Here is a 22,227-nt window from a genome sequence, read left to right as displayed (position 1 = left end):
GGCCGCGGCGGACGCGCTCATGGCCGAGGTCGGCGAGACTCTGCCCGACGAGGGGCCGCAGGACGCGCTGGAAGCCGGGGGGCTCGACAGTGGCCCCGGCCGGCGCGTGCCGCAGCGGACCTGCATCGTCACGCGCGTCGTCCAGCCGCCCGAGGCGATGATCCGGTTCGTGCGCGGCCCGGATGGCGCCGTGGTGCCGGACCTGCGGGCCAAGCTCCCCGGGCGCGGCGCCTGGATCAGCGCGAAGCGGGATGCCGTCGCGACGGCGGTCCGCAAGAACCTGTTCGCGCGGGCGTTCAAGGGACCGGCCCAGGCCGGCGCCGACCTCCCGGACCGGATCGTCACAGGCCTGCGCGAGGATCTGCGGCAGGCGATCGCCATGGCCAACAAGGCGGGCTGCGTGGTCGCGGGCTTCTCGAAGGTCGAGGCGGCGATCGGCGGCCAGCCCGGCGCGGTGGCCCTGATCCACGCCGCGGAAGCCAGTCCGGACGGCCGGCGCAAGATCGCCGCGGCCTTGTACCGACGGCACGGTGAGGCCATGTCAAGGATACCGATCATCGACGACCTGTCCGAAGATGAATTGGACATGGCCTTAGGTCGGGATCATGTGATACACGCTGCGCTCGTCGCAGGAGCCGGAGCTGCCGGCTGCCTGTCGCGTTGGCGTCGGCTACGCTCCTTCGAGGGCGCCGCCGCGGCGACCGAGGAGCCCGATCCAGCCCGAATCGGCGGGATCGACGAAGCCTCACGTTGACGACGCACCAGGACGAATTTGGCTGGCGCCACCGGGCGTCGGTTCACGGGACGATGGAAACCCTCAGGGTTCAGGCTGAATGAGCGACACGAACAACCCGGGCGACAAGACTCTGAACAGGACTTCTCCGAAGCCGCTTTCCCTCAAGCGGCCGATCGAGGCGGGTACCGTACGTCAGAGCTTCTCCCATGGCCGCTCCAAGCAGGTCGTGGTCGAGACGGTCAAGCGCCGTGGCGTCGGCGCGGCGCCGGCCGCTCCCGCTCGTGAGCCTGCGCCCGCCCCCCGCCCGGCCCCGGCCGGACGGGCGGGGCGACGCGTCCGATGCCGGCACGTCCGACCACCGTTTCAGGCCGTCAGCCCGAGGGTGCCCGTCCGGCGGCCGCCCCCGCGCGTCCGGCCGCCTCGGCGCCGGCCGCCCCCGCGGCGCGTCCGCCGCTGACCGCCCGTCCCGCCACCGGCGAGCCGCGCAAGACCATCACGGCGGATTCGCGCAAGCCCCGCGACCTCAACTTCATGGCGCGGCCCGCCCCGGCGCCCGAGCCCGAGAAGAGCGCGACGCCGACCACGGCCGCCCGCCCCGCCGGCGCGACCGCCGCGGCGCGTCCCGCCGGCCGCGGTGCCCAGACCAACGAGGACGAGTCCGAGACCAAGCGGGTCATCCGCCGTCCCGGCATGCCGCTCAAGATCATCGCGCCCCCGAAGACGCCGAAGTCGCCGGGCGGTGACCGCAACCGCGGCCGCCTCACCATCGCGACGGCGACGTCCGGTGAGGACGAGCGGACCCGCTCGGTCGCCTCGTTCCGCCGCCGCCAGCAGCGCATGAGCGGTCGCGGGCAGGTCGAGCAGAAGGAGAAGCTGTCCCGCGAGGTGACGATCCCCGAGACGATCACCATCCAGGAACTCGCCAACCGCATGTCGGAGCGGGCCGTGGACGTGATCCGCCTGCTGATGAAGCAGGGCGAGATCCACAAGATCACCGACGTGATCGATTCGGACACCGCCCAGCTCATCGCCGAGGAACTCGGCCACACCGTGCGCCGCGTCGCCGAGTCCGACGTGGAAGAGGGCCTGTCGTCCGACGAGCCGGATCTGGAGGAGGATCTCGATCCCCGTCCGCCGGTGGTCACCATCATGGGCCACGTCGATCACGGCAAGACCTCGCTGCTCGACGCGATCCGCAAGGCGAACGTGGTGGAGGGCGAGGCCGGCGGCATCACCCAGCACATCGGCGCCTATCAGGTCGCCTCGCCGTCCGGCGAGATGATCACCTTCATCGACACCCCGGGCCACGCGGCGTTCACGTCGATGCGCGCCCGCGGCGCCAAGGTCACCGACATCGTGGTGGTCGTGGTGGCGGCCGATGACGGCGTGATGCCGCAGACCATCGAGGCGATCCAGCACGCCAAGGCGGCGGGCGTCCCGATGATCATCGCGGTCAACAAGATCGACAAGCCGGACGCGAACCCCCAGCGGGTCCGCACGGAGCTGCTGCAGCACGACATCCAGGTCGAGTCGATGGGCGGCGAGACCCTGGAGTTCGAGGTTTCGGCCAAGACCGGCGACGGTCTGCCCGAGCTGCTGGAGGGCATCCAGATCCAGGCCGAGATCATGAACCTGCGCGCCAACGAGAAGCGCGACGGCGAGGGTACGGTCATCGAGGCCCAGCTCGACCGCGGCCGCGGCCCGGTGGCGACCGTGCTGGTCCAGCGCGGCACCCTGTTCACCGGCGACATCGTCGTGGCCGGCGCCGAGTGGGGCCGCGTGCGCGCCCTGGTCGACGACCTCGGCGAGAACGTGCAGTACGCCGGCCCGTCGGTGCCCGTGGAGGTCCTCGGCTTCAACGGCACCCCCGATGCCGGCGACCGCGTGACCGTGGTGCCGAGCGAGGCCCGGGCCCGCGAGGTCACCGAGTATCGCGCCCGCCAGAAGCGGGAGCGCCAGAATGCCCGCGCCGGCGGTGCCAACCGCTCGCTGGTCGACATGATGCGCGACCTCAAGGAAGGCGCCGGCCGCAAGGAGCTGCCGGTCGTCATCAAGGGCGACGTGCAGGGTTCGGTCGAGGCGATCTCGGGCGCCCTGGAGAAGCTCGGCAACGGCGAGGTCGCGGCCCGCATCCTCCTGTCGGGCGTCGGCGGCATCACCGAGTCGGACATCACCCTGGCTCAGGCGTCGAAGGCGGTGGTGATCGGCTTCAACGTGCGCGCCCTCAAGGAGGCCCGCGAGGCCGCCGAGCGGGCGGGGATCGATATCCGCTACTACAACATCATCTACGACCTCGTGGACGACATCAAAGCCACGCTGTCGGGGATGCTGCCGCCCACCCTGCGGGAGGAGCGCCTCGGCGAGGCGACCATCCAGGAGGTCTTCGAGGTCTCGAAGGTCGGCAAGGTCGCGGGTTGCCGCGTGCAGGACGGCATCGTGGAGCGTGGCGCGCATGTCCGCCTCATCCGCGACAGCGTCGTGATCCACGAGGGCAAGCTCAAGACCCTGAAGCGGTTCAAGGACGACGCGAAGGAAGTCACCTCCGGCCAGGAGTGCGGCATGGCCTTCGAGAACTTCGAGAACATGCGCGCAGGCGATGTGATCGAGTGCTACCGGGTCGAAGAGATCCGCCGCACGCTCTGAGAGCCCGGACCCGATCCGGACAGGGCGGTCGCGGCGTCAGCCGCGGCCGTCTTTTCGTTTCGCGCGTCGTTTCGCGCACCGCGCCCCTCTTGGACGTGATCCCTCTTGGACGTGAACCGGCCGCCCTGCGCCGCCGGCCCGAGACAGAATGGCCCAGAAACCAACCTCCAGCGGCCCCTCGCAGCGCCAGCAGCGCGTGGCCGAACTCGTGCGCCACGCCCTCGCGGAGGTGCTCCAGCGCGGCGACATCCAGGATCCGGTGCTCAACACGCATGTCGTGACCGTGCCGGAGGTGCGGATGTCTCCGGACCTGAAGCTCGCCACCGCCTACGTGATGCCGCTCGGCGGTGTCGACGAGGCGCCGGTGATCGCCGCCCTGGACCGCCACCGCAAGGTGCTGCGCCAGGAGGTGGCGCGCCGGGTGAACCTGAAATTCGCGCCCGAGCTGCGCTTCCTCCGCGACGAGACCTTCGACGAGGCGGCACGCATCGACAAGCTGCTCCGCGACGAGCGGGTGCAGCGCGACCTCGTCCCGGAGCGGGACGGCGACGGGCATGAGGACGACGAACCGGAGACCGGTCGGGGGCATTGATCCCCGACGGCACACGGACAGGAACGGGGCAACGACCCCGGGGGACACGAGGCTATGACCGTTTCCATCGAAGATCATCCGCCGGCCGAGCGCGCGGTACCCGGTCCCGGCGCCGAGCGCCGGGGCCCGGAGGAGCGCCGCCCGCAGCGCGGGCCGCGTCCCGACCGGCCCAAGCGCCGGGACGTGTCGGGCTGGGTCATCCTCGACAAGCCCGTCGGCATGACCTCGACCCACGCCGTCGCGGTGGTGAAGCGCGCCTTCAACGCCAAGAAGGCCGGCCATGCCGGGACCCTCGATCCGCTGGCGTCGGGCATCCTGCCGATCGCCCTCGGTGAAGCGACCAAGACCGTCCCGTTCGTCATGGACGGTCGCAAGGCCTACCGGTTCACCGTGCAGTGGGGTGTCGAGACCGACACCGATGACGCCGAGGGCCGGGCCGTGGCGACCAGCGAGGCCCGCCCGGAGCGCGCCGCCGTGGAGGCGGCCTTGCCGACCTTCGTGGGGGCGATCGAGCAGGTCCCGCCGCGCTATTCCGCGATCAAGATCCAGGGCGAGCGCGCCTACGACCTGGCCCGCGAGGGCGAGATCGTGGAACTGGTGGCCCGGCCGGTGCAGATCGACCGCCTCGCGGTGGTGGAGCATGACGGCGAGCGCACCGTGATCGAGGCCGAGTGCGGCAAGGGCACCTATGTCCGTGCCCTGGCCCGCGACCTCGGCCGTATGCTCGGCTGCTACGGCCATGTCTCGGCCCTGCGCCGCACCCGCGTCGGGCCGTTCTCGGAAGCCGAATCGTGCTCCGCCGCCGGCTTGACCGAGGGCGGCCCGGAAGCCGCACTCGCGCATCTCCGGCCGGTCGAGACCGCGCTGGACGCGATCCCCGAGGTGACGGTCTCGCGCGACCTGGGCCTGCGCCTGATGCGCGGCCAGTCTGTCATCCTGCGCGGCCGCGACGCCCCCGTGGAGGGCAAGGCCTTCGCGACCTGTGGCGGCATCCTGGTCGCGGTGGGCGACGTCGAGCGCGGCGAACTGGTGCCGCACCGGGTGTTCCACCTCGGCGGCACGGCGCCGGGGCGCAACGCAGGGTAACGGCCGTCCTGCCTTCACCGACGTGGGCTGCCGGATCGACGGTTCGGGTTTTTCAGCGCAAGTCTTTCGAACACAACGCGTTTCTCCTCCCCCTCGTGGTTTGGATGTTCACGCATCGGCGCTCATAGGGCGCGACGAACCCCCTCTCCCGTACCGAAGAGGGACCCGCGCCGTCATCCCGGGGCGCCGCAGGCGAGCCGGGATGACGGCGGGTGGCTTTTTCGACGGAGTCTCAAGGCGGAAAAGACTGAGCCTTCCGCCCTGAACAGCGATCAAAATCCCAACCTGTCCGACCCGGTGTCACAAGGGTAGGAGAGCGCCTCGTGCCCCCGCGCGGACGACGACGTGTGACCGTCGTCATCCGCGCGGGGTCGGCGACCTGCGGCGCATTCGGAAACAGAGGGGGGGGGGGGGGGCGGCGGTTGCCGGCCGCATCCCAGCCGGATCTCCTTCGCACCCATCCCGTCCAAACCCGCCAGCCCCACCTGAGGCGCGTCCGCGCAGGCGGAACGAACCGGGGCGGGCGGACTTTGGCCCCGGCAACCGGCCTGGGAATACGATGAACGAACACGCGTGCGATGTGGCGGTGATCGGGGCCGGGACCGCCGGCATCGCCGCCTATCGGGCCGCCACCGACGCCGGGGCCAGCGCCGTGCTGATCGAGCGCGGCCCGGGGGGGACGACCTGCGCCCGGGTCGGCTGCATGCCCTCGAAGCTGCTGATCGCGGCAGCCAAGGCCGCCCACGCGGCCCGGAGCGCCGATCCGTTCGGCATCCGGGTGTCCGGCGTCGCGGTGGATGGGCGCGCGGTGCTCGAACGCGTCCGTGCTGAGCGGGACCGGTTCGTCGACAGTGTTCTCGACGGTCTCGACGGGCTGCCCGAGGGCGCGCGCATCGCCGGCACCGCCCGGTTTGAGGATGGCCGCAGCCTGACGGTCGATGCCCACACGCGCATCGCCTTCAAGGCCGCCGTGATCGCCACGGGATCGAGCCCGAACATCCCGAAGCCGCTCCACGGGCTTGGCGACCGGCTTCTCACCACCGACACCCTGTTCGAGATCCCCGATCTCCCGGGCTCGCTCGCCGTGCTCGGCGCCGGCGCGGTCGGGATCGAGATCGCCCAGGCGATGACGCGCCTCGGCGTCCGGGTCACGGTGCTCGATACGGGCGACACGGTCGCCGGGCTGTCCCAGCCGGACCTCGCCCGACAGGCCGCCGCGATCTTCGGTGCGGAGCTGGACCTGCATCTCGGCGCGACGCTCGAAGCGGCGACGCGCGACGGCGACGGCGTGCGCCTCGCCTGGACAGACCGGCACGGGCACGCGCAGGTGACGCGGGCCGAGCGGGTGCTCGCCGCGACCGGCCGCGCGCCGAACCTCGACGGACTCGGGCTGGACGCCGCAGGCCTGCGCCTCGGCGACGACGGCGTGCCGGAGTTCGACCGGCGCAGTCTCGTTTGTGCGGGCGCCCCGATCCTGATCGCCGGTGACGCCGATGGCTGGCGGCCTGTGCTGCACGAGGCCAGCCGCCAGGGCGGGATCGCCGGCGCCAACGCGGCGGCGCTGGCTGCGTCCTGCGCCGTGGCGAAGCCGGAACCCTGGACCAGCCTCGCCATGGTGTTCACCGATCCGCAGGTCGCGGTGGTCGGCGCGCCCTACGAGGCCGACGCCCCCGGCCGCGTGACCGGCACCGTCGAGTTCGCCGACCAGGGCCGCGCCCGGGTCGACGGCGCGAATCGCGGCGGCCTGCGGATCTGGGCCGACCGGGACGGTACGCTCCTGGGGGGCGAAATGATCGGACCCGCGGTCGAGCATCTGGCGCATCTGCTGACCCACGCGATCGCGGACGGAAAGACCGCCGCAACTGTCCTGAACCAGCCCATATACCACCCTACATTTGAGGAGGGATTTTCGACGTCATTGTCTGAAATCACACACACGATCTGCCGGTCTTAGTCTGCGTTCAACGGCATCGTGATTCCGGTTTCATCTTGGTGTCTGAGGAAGCATTGCACTTCACTGCGCCCCCGGTCATATCAGACCGGATGAGCGGGGTGCTTTCCTGATGCCGCCGAAACAGGCCCCCCAAGGCGGCCCCGACCTGGATACGCTCGCGTCCGACGCGCTGGACCGCCTCGACGAGGGCGTTATCGGCCTCGACGCGGACGGCACGGTCGTGGTCTTCAGCGAGGGCGCGAGCACCCTCTCGGGCCTCTCGCGCGAATCAGTTCTGGGCCGCAACTATTTCCGCGAGGTGATGCCGGGCACGAACGTGCCGAGTTTCCGCGGCCGCTTCCTCTCCGGAACCCGCAGGGGCGCCCTGGACGAGAGCTTCGACTACGTGTTCGGCCGGCTGCCCCAGCCCCTGCGCGCGCGGGTCCACATGCGCCACGGCAAGGCCGCGGAGGCCGGGCCGGTCACGTGGCTGACCATCGATCCGCTGGAGAGCCTCGGCGCCGGCCTGTCCCGTGAGGCCGTCATGGCGGCGATCGGCCGGCGGGCCCGGGCCGAGCCGGTGGATGCCAGCCACTGCGAGCGCGAGCCGATCCACATCCCGGGCTCGATCCAGCCCAACGCGGTCATGATCGCGGCCGACGCCGGGACCCTCCAGGTCCTGGCCTACTCGGCCAATGTCGACGAGATCGTGGATCCCGTGGATCCGCCGCTCGCCGGCCGTCCCCTGGAGGAGGTGCTGCCCCGGGACTTCGTCGCGGCGGTCCGCGCGCGGCTTTCGGCCGGCACCCTGTCGGACGGCCTGTCCGTCCGCCGCCGGCTGACCCTGACCGGCCGCGCCGCACCCTATTACGTGGTCGCCCACGCCCATGCCGGCCGGGTGATCGTCGAGCTGGAGCTCGAGCCCGAATCCGCCGACGACTTCCCCACCGCCAGCCAGGTCGACACCGAGCTCGCGGTCGGGCGCCTGCGCGAGGCCGACACCCTGGCCGAGGCCGCCCGCATCGCCGCCCTGGAGATCCGGGCGTTCACCGGCTTCGAGGCCGTGCTGGTCTACCGGTTCGACGCGGACTGGAACGGCGAGGCGGTGGCCGAGGACAAGGTTCCGAACTGGTCACGCAGCCTGCTCGGCCTGCGCTTCCCGGCTTCCGACATCCCCGCGCAGGCCCGCGCCCTCTACACCCGGGCCAAGAACCGTTTCGTGATCGACCGGGACAGCGTGCCGGTCGGCCTGGTCGCGGCCCCCGGCGCCGGCAACGGCCCGATCGACCTGACCTTCGCGCAGCACCGCACGCTGTCGCCGATCCACCTGGAGTACCAGCGCAACCTGGGCGTGAACGGCTCCATGTCGATCTCGATCATGGTCGAGGGCCGGCTCTGGGGCCTGATGATCGGCCATCACCGCCGCCCGCACTATGTCACGCCCGAGACGCGCTCGGCCGCTACCGTGCTCACCGACGCCTTCGCCATGCGGGTGCAGGAGATCGAGTCGCGCCGGCTCTGGGAGGAGCGGCAGACCCATCTCGACGTCGAGGGCCGCCTGGTCCGCGGCCTGACCCGGTCCGACGACTTCGTGGCCGCGCTCACCGGCGGCACCACGACCCTGCTCGACCTGTTCAGCGCCACCGGCGCCGGCATCGTGGCGGGCGAGCGGGTCACCCTCATCGGGCAGGCGCCGCCCCCCGCGGTGGTCGCCCGGATCGCCCGCTGGCTGCGGACCGGGCTGCAACCGGGCGAAACCGACTACAGCAGCAGCAGCTTCACCGCGGAATACCTGGAGGCGGCCCCGTACCGGGAGATCGCCAGCGGCGTGCTCGCCGCCTTCGTGGACGAGTCGCGCGAGACCCTGCTGATCTGGTTCCGGCCCGAGGTGCCCAGCACCGTGACCTGGGGCGGCGACCCGCGCAAACCGGTGCTCGCCGGCAGCGGTCCGGTGGCCCTGCTGCCGCGTCGCTCGTTCGAGCGCTGGGTCGAGGAGCGCACCGGCTACGCCACGGCCTGGGCCGCGTGGCAGGTCCGTCTCTCCCGCTCGCTCGCCGAGGCGGTCGAGGGCGTGGTGCTGCGCCAACGCCGCAAGATCGACGAGCTGACCAGCCTGCTCGCCGAGAAGGAGCGCCTGCTCGAGCAGAAGGACCTGCTGACCCGGGAGATCGACCACCGGGTGAAGAACTCCCTGCAGATCGTCTCGGCCTTCCTGCAGATGCAGCGCCGGCAGATCGCCGACCCCGACGCCCGCCAGGCCTTCGCGGACACCTCCGCCCGGGTGATGAGCGTCGCCCGCGTGCACGACAGCCTGTACCAGGCCGAGCGCTTCGACGAGGTCGATCTCGGCCAGACCATCGAGAACCTGTGCAACGATTTGGCGGGGCTGGCCGGCGAGGGCCACGCCGTGGACCTCTCGGCCGAGCCCGGCCTGATGGTGCCCTACCGCAAGGCGGTGGCGCTCTCGCTGATCGCCACCGAACTCGTCACCAACGCCTTCAAGTACGCCGCCAACCCCGCCGGCGGCGGCCGCGTCGAGGTCAGCGTCTCGGCCTCCGGCCCCGGCGAGGTCCAGCTCCGGGTCTGCGACGACGGCTCGGGCCTGCCCGACGACTGGGCCGACGCCAAGGTGCGCGGCAGGGGCACGGGCCTCGGGATGAAGCTGATCCGGGCGATGCTCGACCAGATCAACGCCCGGCTCGACGTGGCCAACAACCCGGGCGCGTGCTTCACGATCACGGCGTGAGCGGTATCGCCACCGCCATCGCGATCCCTCAGGCGTCCGCCTCCGCCAGTAGCCCGTCCACGAACTGCGCCAGACCCGTCCGGCGCGCCCGCTTCAACCGCTCGGCGGACAGGATGCCTTGGAGCGCCCGGAAGGCGTCCTGCAGGTCCTCGTTGACGATGACGTAGTCGTACTCGCTCCAGCGCTGGATCTCGGTCCGGGCGTTGGCCAGGCGCTTCTCGATCGTCTCGGCCGAATCCTCGGCGCGGCGCTCCAGGCGCTGGCGCAGCTCGGCCATGCTGGGCGGCAGGATGAACACCGTCACGACGTCCTGGGCCAGCTTGGCCCGGACCTGGCGGGTGCCCTGGTAGTCGATGTCGAAGATCATGTCCCGGCCCGAACCCAGGACCTTCTCCACCGGCCGGCGGGGCGTGCCGTAATAGTTGCCGTGGACCTCGGCCCATTCGAGCAGGTCGTCCCGGCTGCGCAGGTCCTCGAACGCCTCCCGGTCGATGAAGTGGTAGTGCCGCCCGTCGATCTCGGAGGGGCGGCGCGACCGGGTGGTGACCGAGATCGACAGGTCGAGCGCCCAGGCCGGGTCCTGCGCGATCGCCCGCGTCAGCGTGGTCTTGCCCGCCCCGGAGGGCGACGACAGGATCAGGATCAAGCCCCGCCGCGCGATCGTGTCGGAGACGTTGTTGGCCGGTCCGCTCATCCGCGTGGCTCCGTCGCGATATCCATCCGCATCCCCCGGTCCCGAAAAGTCATTCGATGTTCTGCACTTGCTCGCGGAATTGCTCGACCACGGCCTTGAGGTCGAGGCCGATCCGCGACAGGCTGATGTCGTTGGCCTTGGCGCCCAGGGTATTAGCCTCGCGGCCGAATTCCTGAGCCAGGAAATCCAGCCGCCGGCCGATCGCGCCGCCCGCCGCGAGCAGCTCCCGGGCGCTGGCCACGTGGGCGTGCAGCCGGTCCAGCTCCTCGCGCACATCCGCCTTGCCGGCGAGCAGCATCGCCTCCTGGTGCAGGCGGTCGGGATCGAGGCCGGCCCCGCCCAGAGCCGCGATGGAGGCCGCCAGCCGGGCCCGCACCGCCTCGGGCTTGCGCGCCGGGTTGTCCTCGGCGGCCTGGGTCAGCGCCGCGATCCGGTCGACCTGCGCGGTGACGATGTCGGCGAGCTGGCGCCCTTCGGCCCGGCGAGCCTCGACCAGGTCGGCGACCACCCGGACCATGCCCTCGGCGAGGTCCCGGGCGACCGCCTCCGTCTCCGGCGACGCCGCCTCGTCGTCGCTCTCGATCACCCCGCGCACGCCGAGCAGCCCGTCCAGGGTCGCGGGCGCCACGTCATCGGGCCGCGGCACCCGGGCGACCGCCTGCGCGAGGCTCGCCAGCAGGGCTTCGTTGATCCGCACGCGGGCCGTCGTGTCCGGCTTGGTCAGCGTCAGGGTAAGCTGGCACTGCCCCCGGGACAGGGTCTTCTGCAGGGCCGCGCGCGCGGTCTCGCCGAGTCCGTCATAGCCGGCCGGCACCCGGACGCGCACGTCGAGCCCGCGCCCGTTGACGCTGCGGACCTCCCAGGCCCACTGCACCGCCCCGGTGGTGCCCGCCGCCCGGGCGAACCCGGTCATGCTCGCGATCTGGGCCAAGCCGACCCCCCGTCCTCAAGAAGATCGGGGCCTGTAGCACGGATCGCTTCGGGGGGAAGGGGCGGACGGGCAGGGGGGATGCCGGATCGGGGTTCATTTCGGACGGCCCCGAGGTTTCGGGGCTGCTGATCCGCGGCGTCCTTGCTGCGGGGTCCTTGCTGCGACGTCCTTGCCGCGGCGCCCTCGTGCACGCAGCGCAGCGACCCGGCGATCCGTGACGGCCCGGGATCCCGCAGCCCACGTGATGACGCCGGTCGGGTGGTCCTCAGCCGAACAGTCCGAGAAGGCTGGCAGGCGGACCCCGACCCTTCCCCCTGGAGCGGACGTTCCGGCCCCGACCCATGCCAGCCGTGCCGATCGCCATCGGCGCATCCCAATAGCAGTCATCCAGAACGCGCTTGGAGCAGTTTATCTATCGGTACATGCCAGCCCTGCGATAATTGCAGCGGATCGTAGATTGTGGTGGCCGGGGTCCGCCGCGGCTACTAATCGCTGCTCCACAGCGACACCTGCTGTTCGCAATGCCACGGCGAACATATCTTGAAACTTTGCCTCGACGACGCGATCGAAGGGGTCGGTCAAGATCACGACACGCATCGGATGGCGACGCCCGATCTCCGCAGCATGCTCAATTGGGTCAACGAAGTCTGCGTAACCCGTCACATCCGTGGATAAACCGCGCTCCATGCCGCGCTGGCGAACTGCTACATTGCCCGATGCGATCACAGCGCAACCGATGTCGTCCCGCTGCGCCAGAAGTGCCCCCACCAAGTGGCCGCCTCCGGAGAAGCCAGCGAGGTTGATCTGCGCCCAGCCGAAACGTGCTTTGAGAACATCGAGAGCAGCGTTCACCAGCGCAACCTCGCGAGGTCGCCGCCGCTCTAGGTGATGACCGGAGGAGCCGAATGTTCCTGGCCGTGCAAGGTTTACAAATGTTCGCGCTGTCGCCGCTGAGTAGTGCTCCGCTTCCTTCTGCATCAACCTCGGATTGAGCCGCTTGTAGAACTCGCTAACCTGCCAGACCGGCGGGTCAGTCCGAGGCTGCGCTACGCTGATCACGTCCCCTTCCAGGAACACCAACGGCGGTCGACCGGTCGGTTCTGCTTGAGCCCCGTAGAAGCGTAGGCAATCGTCTCGTCCATCCAGAGCGACACGAATGTAGTTCGACCCCTGACAATCGCCGGGTGCCACCCCATTCAAGACATCGTCTGCTGTGAAAAGCGCCTCGTCAGCGTGGCAAGGGCCAGGATTTAGCATCGTCAGGTAGAGCCAGCCCGCAAGAAGCCGACAGAATGCGTTGGGCTTCACGGGTGCCGATCATAGCGCGTGGTCGTGGCGATCATCATGGATCGACTGCCCCAGGCGCGCAAAAGGTTGTGAGCAGGCTCCACTGCCATGTCTGCTCCGATGCATCCGCCGCCCGGAAGCGGACCAGCAGGAAACCACCCAACCCAGTCGGAGGTCATCCTCCGCCATGCTGCCGCGAAGCGGACATTCCGAAGGTCCGTAGGGTCGGAAGCGGACCCACGGCACGCGTTCCACCCGTCGGATTCTTACCGCCAGCCTCGCTGCACGCGCCATGACGGAGAGCCGTCGGCGACGCAGCGGACAGAAGGCCCACGCACCGCGTGGATTTGCAGTGGATCCGTTCTGGTTCTGGAAAGCGCCGCGCTTCAGCGGAGCCCGGCGCCTCCCAGCCTACCGCCGCCCGCGCGGGGCCGGCGTCGGGTCGGCCAGCGCCGGGACGGTCTTGGGCGAGCCGAGATCGTAGCTGCGGTTCTTCAGCGGATCGAGGCGGGTGCCCTCGGAGGCGTCGAAGGCGCGGGTGCCCGGCGTGCCGGAATCGAGGGCGAAGGCCGCGTTGGTGTTCGGGGCGTTGCCCGGTGCGAAGGCCGAGGCCCGGCCGGGGACGCTCGGGTCGGGGCCCGGCTCGACCTTGTCGACCGCGTCCGGCGGCGCCTGGCGGCTCTTCTCGACCGCGCGCCAGCGGGCGACGTTGCGCTGGTGGCCTTCGAGCGAGTCGGCGAAGGCGTGGCCGCCGCTGCCGTCCGCCACGAAGTACAGGTCCTTGGTGCGGGACGGGTTGGCCACCGCCTCCAGGGCGGCGCGGCCGGGATTGGCGATCGGCCCCGGGGGCAGGCCCTCGATCGCGTAGGTGTTATAGGGCGTCGCCCGGTCGATCTCGGAGCGCAGGATGCCGCGCCCGAGGGTGCCGCGCCCGCCCACCAGCCCGTACACGATGGTCGGGTCCGATTGCAGCTTCATCCGCTTATTGAGGCGGTTGATGAACACGCCGGCGACCCGCGGCCGCTCGTCGGCCCGGCCGGTCTCCTTCTCGACGATCGAGGCCAGGGTGACCATCTCAGCCGGCGTCCGCACCGGCACGTCGGCGCTGCGGCGGAGCCAGATCTGGTTCAGCACCTCGCGCTGCTTGGCCCGCATCAGGTTCACGATCTGCTGGCGGGTGGCGCCGCGCTCGAACTTGTAGGTGTCGGGCAGGAGTGAGCCCTCCGGGGGAATCTCGTTGATCTCGCCCGAGAGGATGTCGTTGTCGTTGAGCCGCGTGACGATCTGCTCGGAGGTGAGACCCTCGGGGAACGTGATCGCGTGCTGGACCTGCCGGCCGGTGGTCACCGTGTCGAGGGCGTCGGCGATGCTCGCATGCGCCTTGAAGATGTACTCGCCGGCCCGGAGCGCCGGCCGTCCGCCGAAGCGGGCGGCGAACTCGAACAGGCCGGTATGGTCGATCACGCCCTCGCGCTTGAGGGTCTCGGCGATCTCGCCCGTGCCGCTGTGGGTCGGGATCACCACGACCTTGTCGGCGACGAGCGGCCCCGGCTCGCGCACCTGGCGCTGGAACAGGGTGATCCCGATCATCGCCGCGATGGCGATCACCACCGCGAAGGTGAGGGCGCCGCTGATGATGCCGACGAGGCCGCTGCGCTCGCGCACCGGCTTCTCCGGCGGCGGCGGCGCGGCGGTCGGCTTGATCGCCTCGCCCGGCGAGCGCGGCGACAGCCGCTGCGGCAGCGCGGGGCCCTCCGTCGGATCCTGCGCGATGGTCTCGGGCGCGGGCGTCTTTGAGCGGCGGAAGAACATCGCGTTCCTGTCACGAGCATCATCCCGAACGCCGGCACGCGGCCTTCGGGACGACGAGGATGCAAAACCAGCGGCCTGACGCGTCGTCCCGGATCCGACTTCCGGGACGACGCGTCAGGCCCGCGCGACCGATCCCGCGCCGCGGGCCGGGACCGGCAGCCCGCAACCCGGTGTGCGCGTCGAGATCCGCGACCCTAGTCGGGTTTGTGGCGAAAATGCCGTTTCGCGCCGCGAGAGCGGGCCGATCGGGGCGATGGGTCAGACCGGCGGCTGGCAGGTCGCGCAGAAGAAGGTCGAGCGGTTGGCCTGCACGATCCGGGTGACCGAGCCGCGGCAGCCCGGGTGGCGGCACGGCTCGCCGACCCGGTCGTAGACCCGGAAGGCGTGCTGGAAGGCGCCCGCGCTGCCGTCGGTGTGGGCGTAGTCGCGCAGGGTCGAGCCGCCGGCCTTCACGGCCTCCTGCAGCACCTGCACGATCGCCTTGGCGAGCGCGTTGGCCTTGGGCGTCGGGCGCCCGTCGGGCTTGATCAGCAGGCCGGCGGGGGTCTCCGGGTGGAGGCGGGCCCGGTGCAGGGCCTCGCAGACGTAGATGTTGCCCAGGCCCGCGATCAGGCTCTGGTCGAGCAGCGCGGCCTTCAGCGGCGTGATCTTGTGCCGGAACAGGCCGGCGATCACCGCCCCGGTCAGCCCGTCGAGCGGTTCGATCCCCATCCGGGCGAAGTGGCGGCTGGTCGCGAGGGTCTCGCTCGGGACGAGGTCCATGAAGCCGAAGCGGCGGGCGTCGTTGTAGGTGATCGTGGCCCCGGTGCTCATCGCCATCACGACGTGGTCGTGCTTCGGCGTGCCCTGCGCCCCCTCCAGGTAGAAGTCCCCGGGGGAGAGGTTGCTCCCGTCGGGGAGGGCCACGTCGAACCGGCCGCTCATGCCGAGATGCATGATCAGGGTCTCGCCCGAATCGAGCCCGGCGGTGAGGTACTTCGCCCGGCGGGCGAGGTCGGTCACGGTCCGACCCTCAAGCCGCGCCGCGAATCGCTCCGGGAACGGGAAGCGCAGGTTCGGCCGGCGCAGGGTGACGCGGCTGAACCGGGCGCCGACCATCGCGGGCACCAGGCCGCGCCGCACCGTCTCGACCTCGGGAAGCTCCGGCATTGTTTTCGGACTTTTCGTTCGACCACGCGAGCGCGCGTTGTGAATATCGAGTTCTTCGAAGAAGTCGGCAACGGCGCGGTTTGCCGCCCTGGCCCGCGAAGAGCGCGCGAAGGCTGGCGCTCAGCGACGGCGAAGTCTGACGTAGAGCGCGCCGCCGCCGCCATGGTGCCGCGACGCTTCCTCGAAGCCCAGCACGATGCCGCGCAGCTCGGCGCCGCGCAGCCAGTGCGGCACGCTGCGCCGGAGCACCCCCCGCTCCGCGAAGGCATCGGGATAGGACGAGCCCCCTCTCTCCTGGCCCCCCTTGCCGGTCACCACCAGTACGTAGGCATGCCCGGCGGCCCGGCACCGCAGAAGGAATCCTGTCAGCGCAGCATGGGCTTGCGCCTGCACCATCCCGTGCAGGTCGATCCGCGCCTCCACGGCCAGACGCCCCCGGCGCAGCCCGACCTTGGCCTGCCGCTCCAGCCCCGACGGGGCAGCGTGGCTCTGGAGCGGCGCCTGATAGGGCGCAGCGGTGACCTTCTGGGGCAGGGCGACGGCCGGCTTGGGCGGCGGTTTCAGGCGCGCTTTCTTGGCCACCGGAGGCACGGTTGGCTTCAGGATCGGCGCCGTCAGCGGCGGCATGGTGGCGGTCGGCGGCGCCGGCGCGACCTCGGGCTGCGGCAGCGTCGCCCGGCCGGTCAGCGGTGTCACGAGCTTGGCGATCTCACCCCAGAGCCGGGCCTCCCCGGCGCTCAGCCGGCGCGTGCGGCGCGGCGGCCTCACGGCGTGACCCCGCGGGCGGGCTTGGGCAGCAGCACGACGAAGCCTATGGAATCGCGTAGGTTTCCGGCCGCGACCCCGGCCTGCACCCCGGTCCCGACGAACAAATCGCCCCGGGCCGGGCCGACGATCGCCGACCCCGTGTCGGCGGCGATGACCAGGCGTCCGGTGTCGCCCGGCACACCGCCCGGCAACGGCCCGTCCAGCCAGAACGGCAGGCCGTAACGCCACAGTCCGCCATCCACCGCGAGGCTACGCCCCGGCGTCAGCGGCGCATTGGCGGCACCCGGCGGACCGAGCGCCGGATCCTCCACCGGGGCCAAGCGGAAGAAGATGTAGGAGGCATTGGTGCGGATCAGCCGTCGCGCACTCTCGGGATGGGCGCGCAGCCAGGTCGTCCAACGGGCCAGCGTGAGGCCTTCCAAAGGCAGGTGGCCCTCCTGCACGATCAGCTTGGCCACGGCCGTGTAGGGCCGGCCGTTGCGGCCGTCATACAACACTCGGACGGCCCGGCCGTCGGGCAGGCGGACGCGTCCGGAGCCCTGGACTTGCAGGACCAGGAGATCGACCCCGTCGCGCAGCCATAGGATCGGCCGCGCCTGGGCGCCCAGCGCCCCGTCCTCGATCGCCGCTCGGTCCGGATAGGGTCCGAACCCATCCGCGGTGGCGCGGGCGGCGCGCAGGACCGGGTCGAGACCGGGGCGGGTCTCGCCAGGGGCCAGCGAGACGAGGTCGTCAGGTCGGGCGAGAACCGGCGTCAGGAAGTCCGGACCCTGCGTGAGGGAGCCGTCCAGCTCCGGCTCGAAGTAGCCCGTCAGGAAGCCCGGGCGCTCTGCCCCTGGCCGCACCACCCGGTAGGCCTCGAACCGATCCTGAAAGAACGTGGCCGCCGCCTCGCGCGTCACCCCCACCGCAGCCGCGCAAGCCGCCGACAGGTCCGCCGGATCGCCAGCGACCCCCGCCGGCTGTGGCGTCGCGGGCTGGGGCGCGGCACAGACCCTCCGGAACGCGTCGAGTGAAGCGGCCGGATCGGGGCCGGGAAAGCCCGGCAGTGCTGCGAACGCCACGGGTGTCAGGACCGCCCCGCCGACCTCGGCGAAGGCGGCCATGGACGAGCCGGCTAGGAACGTCGCGAAGAGGGCGGGGATGAGGGCGGTCGGGATACCTCCGGACCAGGCACGCAAGTTTGGCACGGCAACGGGGTCACGAAATCAGGCGCCGGCCTCGGTGGCCACGAGCTGCCAGTTCGGGTCCCGCGAGCCGAGGGTGCGCGCGAAAGTCCAGACGTCCGGCACCTCGACAACCGTCTCGGCGCTGCCGTCGACGACCTTGCCCTCGGCGTTGCGGGTGGCGGTGATCAGGTTCGACAGGAACCGCACGGTGATCTGCGCGACACGGTTACGCACCTCGATGGCGACGATCTCCGCCTTGTCGATCGACACGAAGGTGGTTTCCAAGGTCTGTCGGTTGCGCTCACGCTCGACGATGGCCCGCTCGAAAGCTTCGCCGACCTCTTTCGACAGGAGCCCCCGCAGGGTTTTCCGGTCGCCCTTCGCGAAGGCGATCATGATCGTCTCGTAGGCCGACTTGGCCCCCTCGATGAACGCGCGAGGGTCGAAACTCGGCTCCGCCTGAACGGCCGCTTCGAGCCCGCGGGCGATCTCGGAGCCGGGCTCCGCGATGCCGCGCCAGTCACGTACCGCCGCAGACGCTGTGGCCGACGCGGGCTGAACCCGGTCGGCACCGGGCAACCGAACGACGTTGTCGCCCTCAGATCGGGCCTGCGGCTCGGTACGGCTTCGATCCACCGGCTTGAACGGCGAGCGCTCGGCACCGGTCTTCTGGCCGAGCACCGAGCGCAGGCGCCAGATCACGAAGACTGCGAGTGCGAGGAAGATGATCGTCGTAATGTCGAAACTGTCCTGCATCACCGATCCGATGGTGGCCGCGGCGGGACCTCGTGCCCCGTGCCGAGGTCGTGCGCGGTGCGGCGCCGGCAAAGCGCTCGCGGGTCTAGGCGACTCATAACTGACCAACGCGCAAGGAGCGAGCCGGTTATACCGATGCGGAACGCCGCGATCCCCATGCGTCAACCGATATGGGTCTCGAACACCGCTGCCGCCAGCGCCACGCCAGCCCGCTGCTTGTCCGTCTCCGACGCGCGTGTTAGCGGCGCTGCCTTCCGGGCCGCATCGCGGTGCCGTTCCGCGGCTCGCGCCGCGACAACCCGGGCCGGCCCTGCCGGCCGATCGAGAAGGATGATCCGCATGGCCGACTCTCCGGCAGCCAACGGCAACGGCGGCGGCATGCCGCAGGGCGACGCGCCGACCATCAATGCGCTGGCTCAGTACACGAAGGACCTCTCATTCGAGAACCCGAACGCGCCACGCTCTCTCCAGCCCAAGGAAGGTCAGGGTCCGCAGATCAACATTCAGGTGAATGTCAGCGCGCAGCAGCTCTCCGACACCGATTTCGAGGTCGAGCTGACCCTGGAGGGCGACGCCAAGATCCAGGCCGAAGTGCTGTTCGCCTTCGACGTGAAGTACGCGGGCGTCTTCCGCATGGTCAACATCCCGGCCGACCAGCTTCATCCCGCGGTGATGATCGAGTGCCCGCGCCTGCTGTTCCCGTTCGCTCGGCAGATCGTGGCCGAGGCGGTGCGCAACGGCGGCTTCCCGCCCCTGTACATCGATCCGATCGATTTCGTTGCGCTCTACCGCCAGAAGGCGATGGAGGCCCAGGGCGCCAGCGGTCCGCTCGCTTCCTGAGGCGCTGAACCGTCCCGGCGGTCAGTGGCCGCCGGGACCGCGATAGGCCGCAGCCAGCGTTCGCAGCGCTTCTACAGGGCGCCCGCTCAGTCGCCGCCAGGACGTTGCAGGGCCCCGATTAGCTGGACAGACGGAACGGCTCGCCCGCTGGTGGGATCGGGAAGTCCGGGGCTAGGAACCAGCGCAGGCTCTCCTCTACCAGCACGATCTCGTCCCGCCCATGCATCTTCGAAATCCGTAGCTCGGCGAACTCCCACTTCGGGGCTGACCATCTCGACAGCCATCGCGGTGGTGGGCTGGTCATCATCCAGATCACCTGCAACGCCACACGGACCACGGCACAAAAGCAGTCGCCGACACAGCCCTCGGGCGCGAGCCGGGGGTGACGCCAGCCGACGTGTTCGTGAACTCGGTCGAGGTCGCGCCAGAGAACGGGTCGTTCGGCGACGGGCTCACGCCGTACGGCCCGCCCGGCCGGCGCGGCCGCAGGGGGCGGACGCTCGCTGCCGGGCTTGACCGTACGAGGGACGGCGTTCAGGTCCGGGGCCCATTGCCAGACCTGGATCGCATGAGCCCCACCGCACACCTTGCCCTGATCAACCTGTTCACCGGGGACATCCAGGGTGGCCTCGGCCCCTTCCTGGGGACGTGGCTGGCGCAGGCTGCGTCCTGGAGTCCGGCGCGGGTGGGCTTTGTCATCACCCTAGTGGGCATCGCGACGCTATTCTTGAGCGGCCCGTTCGGGGCCATGGTCGACCGCTTTACACGTCCGCGTCTCCTGGTGGCGCTCGCCTGCGCGGCGATCCTGGCGGGCACGCTCCTGCTTCTCCCGGCGCGCAGCTTCCCGGCGGTCCTGGTGGCGCAGCTGCTCGCCGCGGCGGGAGGTACCCTGTTGCTGCCGGCGGTCGCCGCGCTGACCCTCGGGATCGTCGGGAAGGACGGGTTCCCTAAACAACAGGGCCGCAACCAGGCGTTCAACCATGTTGGCATCCTGATCGCCGCCGGCGGCATCAGCCTCGGCACTGGAACATTCGGTCCGGCGATCGCCTTCTGGGTGCTGGGCGGTATGGCGGTCGCCGCGATCGTCGCGACGCTGACGACCCCGGCCGGCGCCTGGAGTCGACGTCGCGCGGTCGGTTGGGAGGAGGACGCGGACGACGAGCCGCAGCGCAGCGGCATTCGTCAGGTCCTCGGCAACCGGCGTCTGCTGGTGCTCACCGTGGCGCTGACGCTGTTCAACCTTGGCAATGGCGGCATGCTGTCCCTGCTCGGACAGAAACTGGTGGCCACCGCCGCCGACGCGACGACATGGACGGCCCGCTACGTGATGGTGGCACAGCTCGTGATGGTGCCAGTGGCCCTGTTCGCCGGCTCCCTGGCGGATCGGCGCGGACGACGCCAGCTCCTGATGGTGGCGTTCGCGGTACTGCCGGTGCGGGCCGTCCTGTCGGGTCTGATTGACGATCCGGTCTGGCTCATCACGGCGGAAGTCCTGGACGGTGTCGCCTCCGGCATCGTCGGCGTGGCCGTGCCGGTGATCGTGGCGGACCTGACCTGGGGGTCCGGGCGTACCCAGACAGCGCTCGGCAGCGTCAACGCCGTGCAGGGCGTCGGCGGCGCCCTGTCGGGCTGGTATGGTGGCTTGTCCTACGGATTGTTCGGCTGGACCGGCGCGTTCCTCGCCCTCGGCGTACCGGCCCTTATCGCCCTGGTGCTGGTGATATGGCTCGACGCGACGCCGGAGCCCGGTCGGCGCAGGCGTGGGAGGGAGCGGCGACGCACGGCGGGCCAGGGAGCGTAAAAACTCTTGCCTATCAGGTTCGGGACCCCCTGCGGGAAACGCAAAAAGCCCGGCCGAGAGGCCGGGCTTGTTCAAAAGATCGGTTGCTCCTGTCGGAAGGATCAGCCGATATGCGGGCTCCCGGTCGCGGCCGGGAACCTGTCAGCCAGGGCGCGACGGAGTTTTTCCAGGGCGCGGTTCTCGATCTGGCGGACCCGCTCCTTCGAGATGCCCAGGCGCTGACCCAGGGCTTCGAGGGTCGCCTGATCCTCAGCGAGGCGCCGCTCACGCAGGATGCGCAGCTCGCGCTCGGACAGGACCGTCAGGGCCTGTTGCAGCCAGCTGAGGCGCCGTTCGCCGTCGACCGTCGCGCTCACGGTCTCGTCCGGAAGCGCCGCACCGTCGACCAAAAAGTCCATGCGCTCGGAGGAGGCGTCGTTGTCCTCGCCGACGGGGGCGTTCAGCGACATGTCGGGACCTGAAAGGCGGGCGTCCATCAGAGCCACGTCGTCGCGCGAGACGCCGATGGCGGTTGCGATGCGGCGATGGATCTCGTCGCCGACATGCTCCTCAGTGGATTGCATCAACCGGGCACGCAGCCGGCGCAGGTTGAAGAACAGGGCTTTCTGAGCCGAGGACGTTCCCCCGCGCACAATCGACCAGTTGCGCAGGATATAGTCCTGGATCGATGCGCGAATCCACCACGTCGCGTAGGTCGAGAACCGGACATCCCTCTCGGGCTCGAACCGCGCTGCGGCCTCCATGAGACCGACGTGACCCTCCTGCACCAGGTCTGCCATCGGCAGCCCGTAGTGACGAAAACGCCCCGCCAGGGCGATGACGAGGCGCATATGGGCTGAAATCAGACGGTGCAGCGCCCGCTCGTCGCGGTTGTCCTTCCAGCGTACGGCGAGGCCGCGCTCTTCCTCCCGGGCCAGGAAGGGCGCCTCCATGGCAGTCCGAATGAACTGCCGTCGAATTCCAGCGATATCAGCCATCCCGCCTGCCTCTTGTTGCCGAGTGCTGTCGCGGCGCCGAACGGAGCGTCCAACCCGCAGGGCGTCACCGAACGGCGGCGCCAGGCAACCGACAACGGAAGGCCAATCACGAAAGTTCCGCCACGTGCCTTCGCAGTGCGACAGGCCGATGGCCACGATTTCGTGTTTCACCAAGAAATATGGGTTCTAACGTCGCGCCGTCCAGTCCCCTGTGCGTCGAACTGACGTGGAAAAGCGGGAGACGCGACCGATCCAGCATGCCGGTACGAAAAAGCCCGACCCCAAGGGGCCGGGCTTTTTCTCATCG

16 protein-coding genes and 1 pseudogene are annotated in these 22,227 nt (G+C 70.5%); 8 read left to right on the top strand and 9 right to left on the bottom strand.

Going from position 1 to position 22,227, the window contains the following annotated elements:
* The first annotated feature begins 19 nt into the window (after nt 1–19).
* From AC0IY0_RS04235 to AC0IY0_RS04210, 6 genes and pseudogenes are all read left to right on the top strand, one after another.
* Nucleotides 20–754 (top strand): RNA-binding protein, encoded by a 735-nt coding sequence (locus AC0IY0_RS04235; RefSeq protein WP_147941302.1) that lies wholly within the window; start codon nt 20–22, stop codon nt 752–754.
* A gap of 79 nt (nt 755–833) precedes the next feature.
* Nucleotides 834–3,379: pseudogene (gene infB / locus AC0IY0_RS04230) on the top strand (translation initiation factor IF-2).
* A gap of 148 nt (nt 3,380–3,527) precedes the next feature.
* Nucleotides 3,528–3,971 carry a 30S ribosome-binding factor RbfA gene (rbfA, locus tag AC0IY0_RS04225; RefSeq protein ID WP_147910546.1) on the top strand — a complete coding sequence of 148 codons (444 nt, stop codon included), beginning with the start codon at nt 3,528–3,530 and terminating at the stop codon, nt 3,969–3,971.
* 54 nt (nt 3,972–4,025) lie between these two features.
* Entirely contained in the window at nt 4,026–5,057 is a 1,032-nt protein-coding gene (gene truB / locus AC0IY0_RS04220) for a tRNA pseudouridine(55) synthase TruB (protein ID WP_147910547.1), read from the top strand.
* A gap of 559 nt (nt 5,058–5,616) precedes the next feature.
* Nucleotides 5,617–7,011 carry a dihydrolipoyl dehydrogenase gene (locus AC0IY0_RS04215; RefSeq protein ID WP_471763146.1) on the top strand — a complete coding sequence of 465 codons (1,395 nt, stop codon included), beginning with the start codon at nt 5,617–5,619 and terminating at the stop codon, nt 7,009–7,011.
* A 109-nt stretch (nt 7,012–7,120) separates the two neighbouring features.
* Nucleotides 7,121–9,736: a histidine kinase dimerization/phosphoacceptor domain -containing protein gene (locus AC0IY0_RS04210; protein WP_471763145.1), complete on the top strand. Its 2,616-nt coding sequence runs from the start codon at nt 7,121–7,123 to the stop codon at nt 9,734–9,736.
* A gap of 28 nt (nt 9,737–9,764) precedes the next feature.
* On the opposite strand, the gene gmk is transcribed toward AC0IY0_RS04210, so the two are convergent.
* The 8 genes from gmk to AC0IY0_RS04170 all read right to left on the bottom strand — a co-directional run bounded on the left by gmk (nt 9,765) and on the right by AC0IY0_RS04170 (nt 18,302).
* Nucleotides 9,765–10,430, bottom strand: a complete 666-nt coding sequence (gene gmk / locus AC0IY0_RS04205; RefSeq protein ID WP_419829081.1) for a guanylate kinase — start codon at nt 10,428–10,430, stop codon at nt 9,765–9,767.
* A gap of 49 nt (nt 10,431–10,479) precedes the next feature.
* Nucleotides 10,480–11,343 carry a YicC/YloC family endoribonuclease gene (locus AC0IY0_RS04200; RefSeq protein ID WP_471763225.1) on the bottom strand — a complete coding sequence of 288 codons (864 nt, stop codon included), beginning with the start codon at nt 11,341–11,343 and terminating at the stop codon, nt 10,480–10,482.
* A 426-nt stretch (nt 11,344–11,769) separates the two neighbouring features.
* Complete coding sequence (locus AC0IY0_RS04195) at nt 11,770–12,669, bottom strand: alpha/beta hydrolase (RefSeq protein WP_471763144.1); 900 nt, start codon at nt 12,667–12,669, stop codon at nt 11,770–11,772.
* Between the two features lie 390 nt (nt 12,670–13,059).
* Nucleotides 13,060–14,460, bottom strand: coding sequence for an endolytic transglycosylase MltG (mltG, locus tag AC0IY0_RS04190; RefSeq protein WP_147906304.1), 1,401 nt, complete (start codon nt 14,458–14,460; stop codon nt 13,060–13,062).
* A gap of 258 nt (nt 14,461–14,718) precedes the next feature.
* Nucleotides 14,719–15,609: a bifunctional DNA-formamidopyrimidine glycosylase/DNA-(apurinic or apyrimidinic site) lyase gene (gene mutM / locus AC0IY0_RS04185; RefSeq protein WP_147939055.1), complete on the bottom strand. Its 891-nt coding sequence runs from the start codon at nt 15,607–15,609 to the stop codon at nt 14,719–14,721.
* A gap of 120 nt (nt 15,610–15,729) precedes the next feature.
* Nucleotides 15,730–16,377 (bottom strand): Smr/MutS family protein, encoded by a 648-nt coding sequence (locus AC0IY0_RS04180; RefSeq protein ID WP_471763143.1) that lies wholly within the window; start codon nt 16,375–16,377, stop codon nt 15,730–15,732.
* Nucleotides 16,374–17,567, bottom strand: a complete 1,194-nt coding sequence (gene mltA, locus AC0IY0_RS04175; RefSeq protein WP_471763142.1) for a murein transglycosylase A — start codon at nt 17,565–17,567, stop codon at nt 16,374–16,376. The genes AC0IY0_RS04180 and mltA overlap by 4 nt, the downstream gene beginning before the upstream one ends.
* 18 nt (nt 17,568–17,585) lie before the next feature.
* Complete coding sequence (locus AC0IY0_RS04170) at nt 17,586–18,302, bottom strand: Tim44/TimA family putative adaptor protein (RefSeq protein ID WP_147906308.1); 717 nt, start codon at nt 18,300–18,302, stop codon at nt 17,586–17,588.
* 339 nt (nt 18,303–18,641) lie between these two features.
* Between AC0IY0_RS04170 and secB the strand changes: the two genes are divergently transcribed.
* The gene (secB, locus tag AC0IY0_RS04165; protein ID WP_147857047.1) at nt 18,642–19,142 is read left to right on the top strand and encodes a protein-export chaperone SecB; all 501 of its coding nucleotides are present in this window, start codon (nt 18,642–18,644) and stop codon (nt 19,140–19,142) included.
* Between the two features lie 568 nt (nt 19,143–19,710).
* Complete coding sequence (locus AC0IY0_RS04160; protein ID WP_461230650.1) at nt 19,711–20,943, top strand: MFS transporter; 1,233 nt, start codon at nt 19,711–19,713, stop codon at nt 20,941–20,943.
* 101 nt (nt 20,944–21,044) lie between these two features.
* Here AC0IY0_RS04160 and AC0IY0_RS04155 read toward each other — a convergent pair whose 3' ends face one another.
* Nucleotides 21,045–21,920 (bottom strand): RNA polymerase factor sigma-32, encoded by an 876-nt coding sequence (locus AC0IY0_RS04155; protein ID WP_007559662.1) that lies wholly within the window; start codon nt 21,918–21,920, stop codon nt 21,045–21,047.
* Nucleotides 21,921–22,227 lie beyond the last annotated feature (307 nt).

Source organism: Methylobacterium sp. AC315 (assembly GCF_979253755.1).
This window is presented reverse-complemented; position numbering and strand designations above follow the sequence as displayed.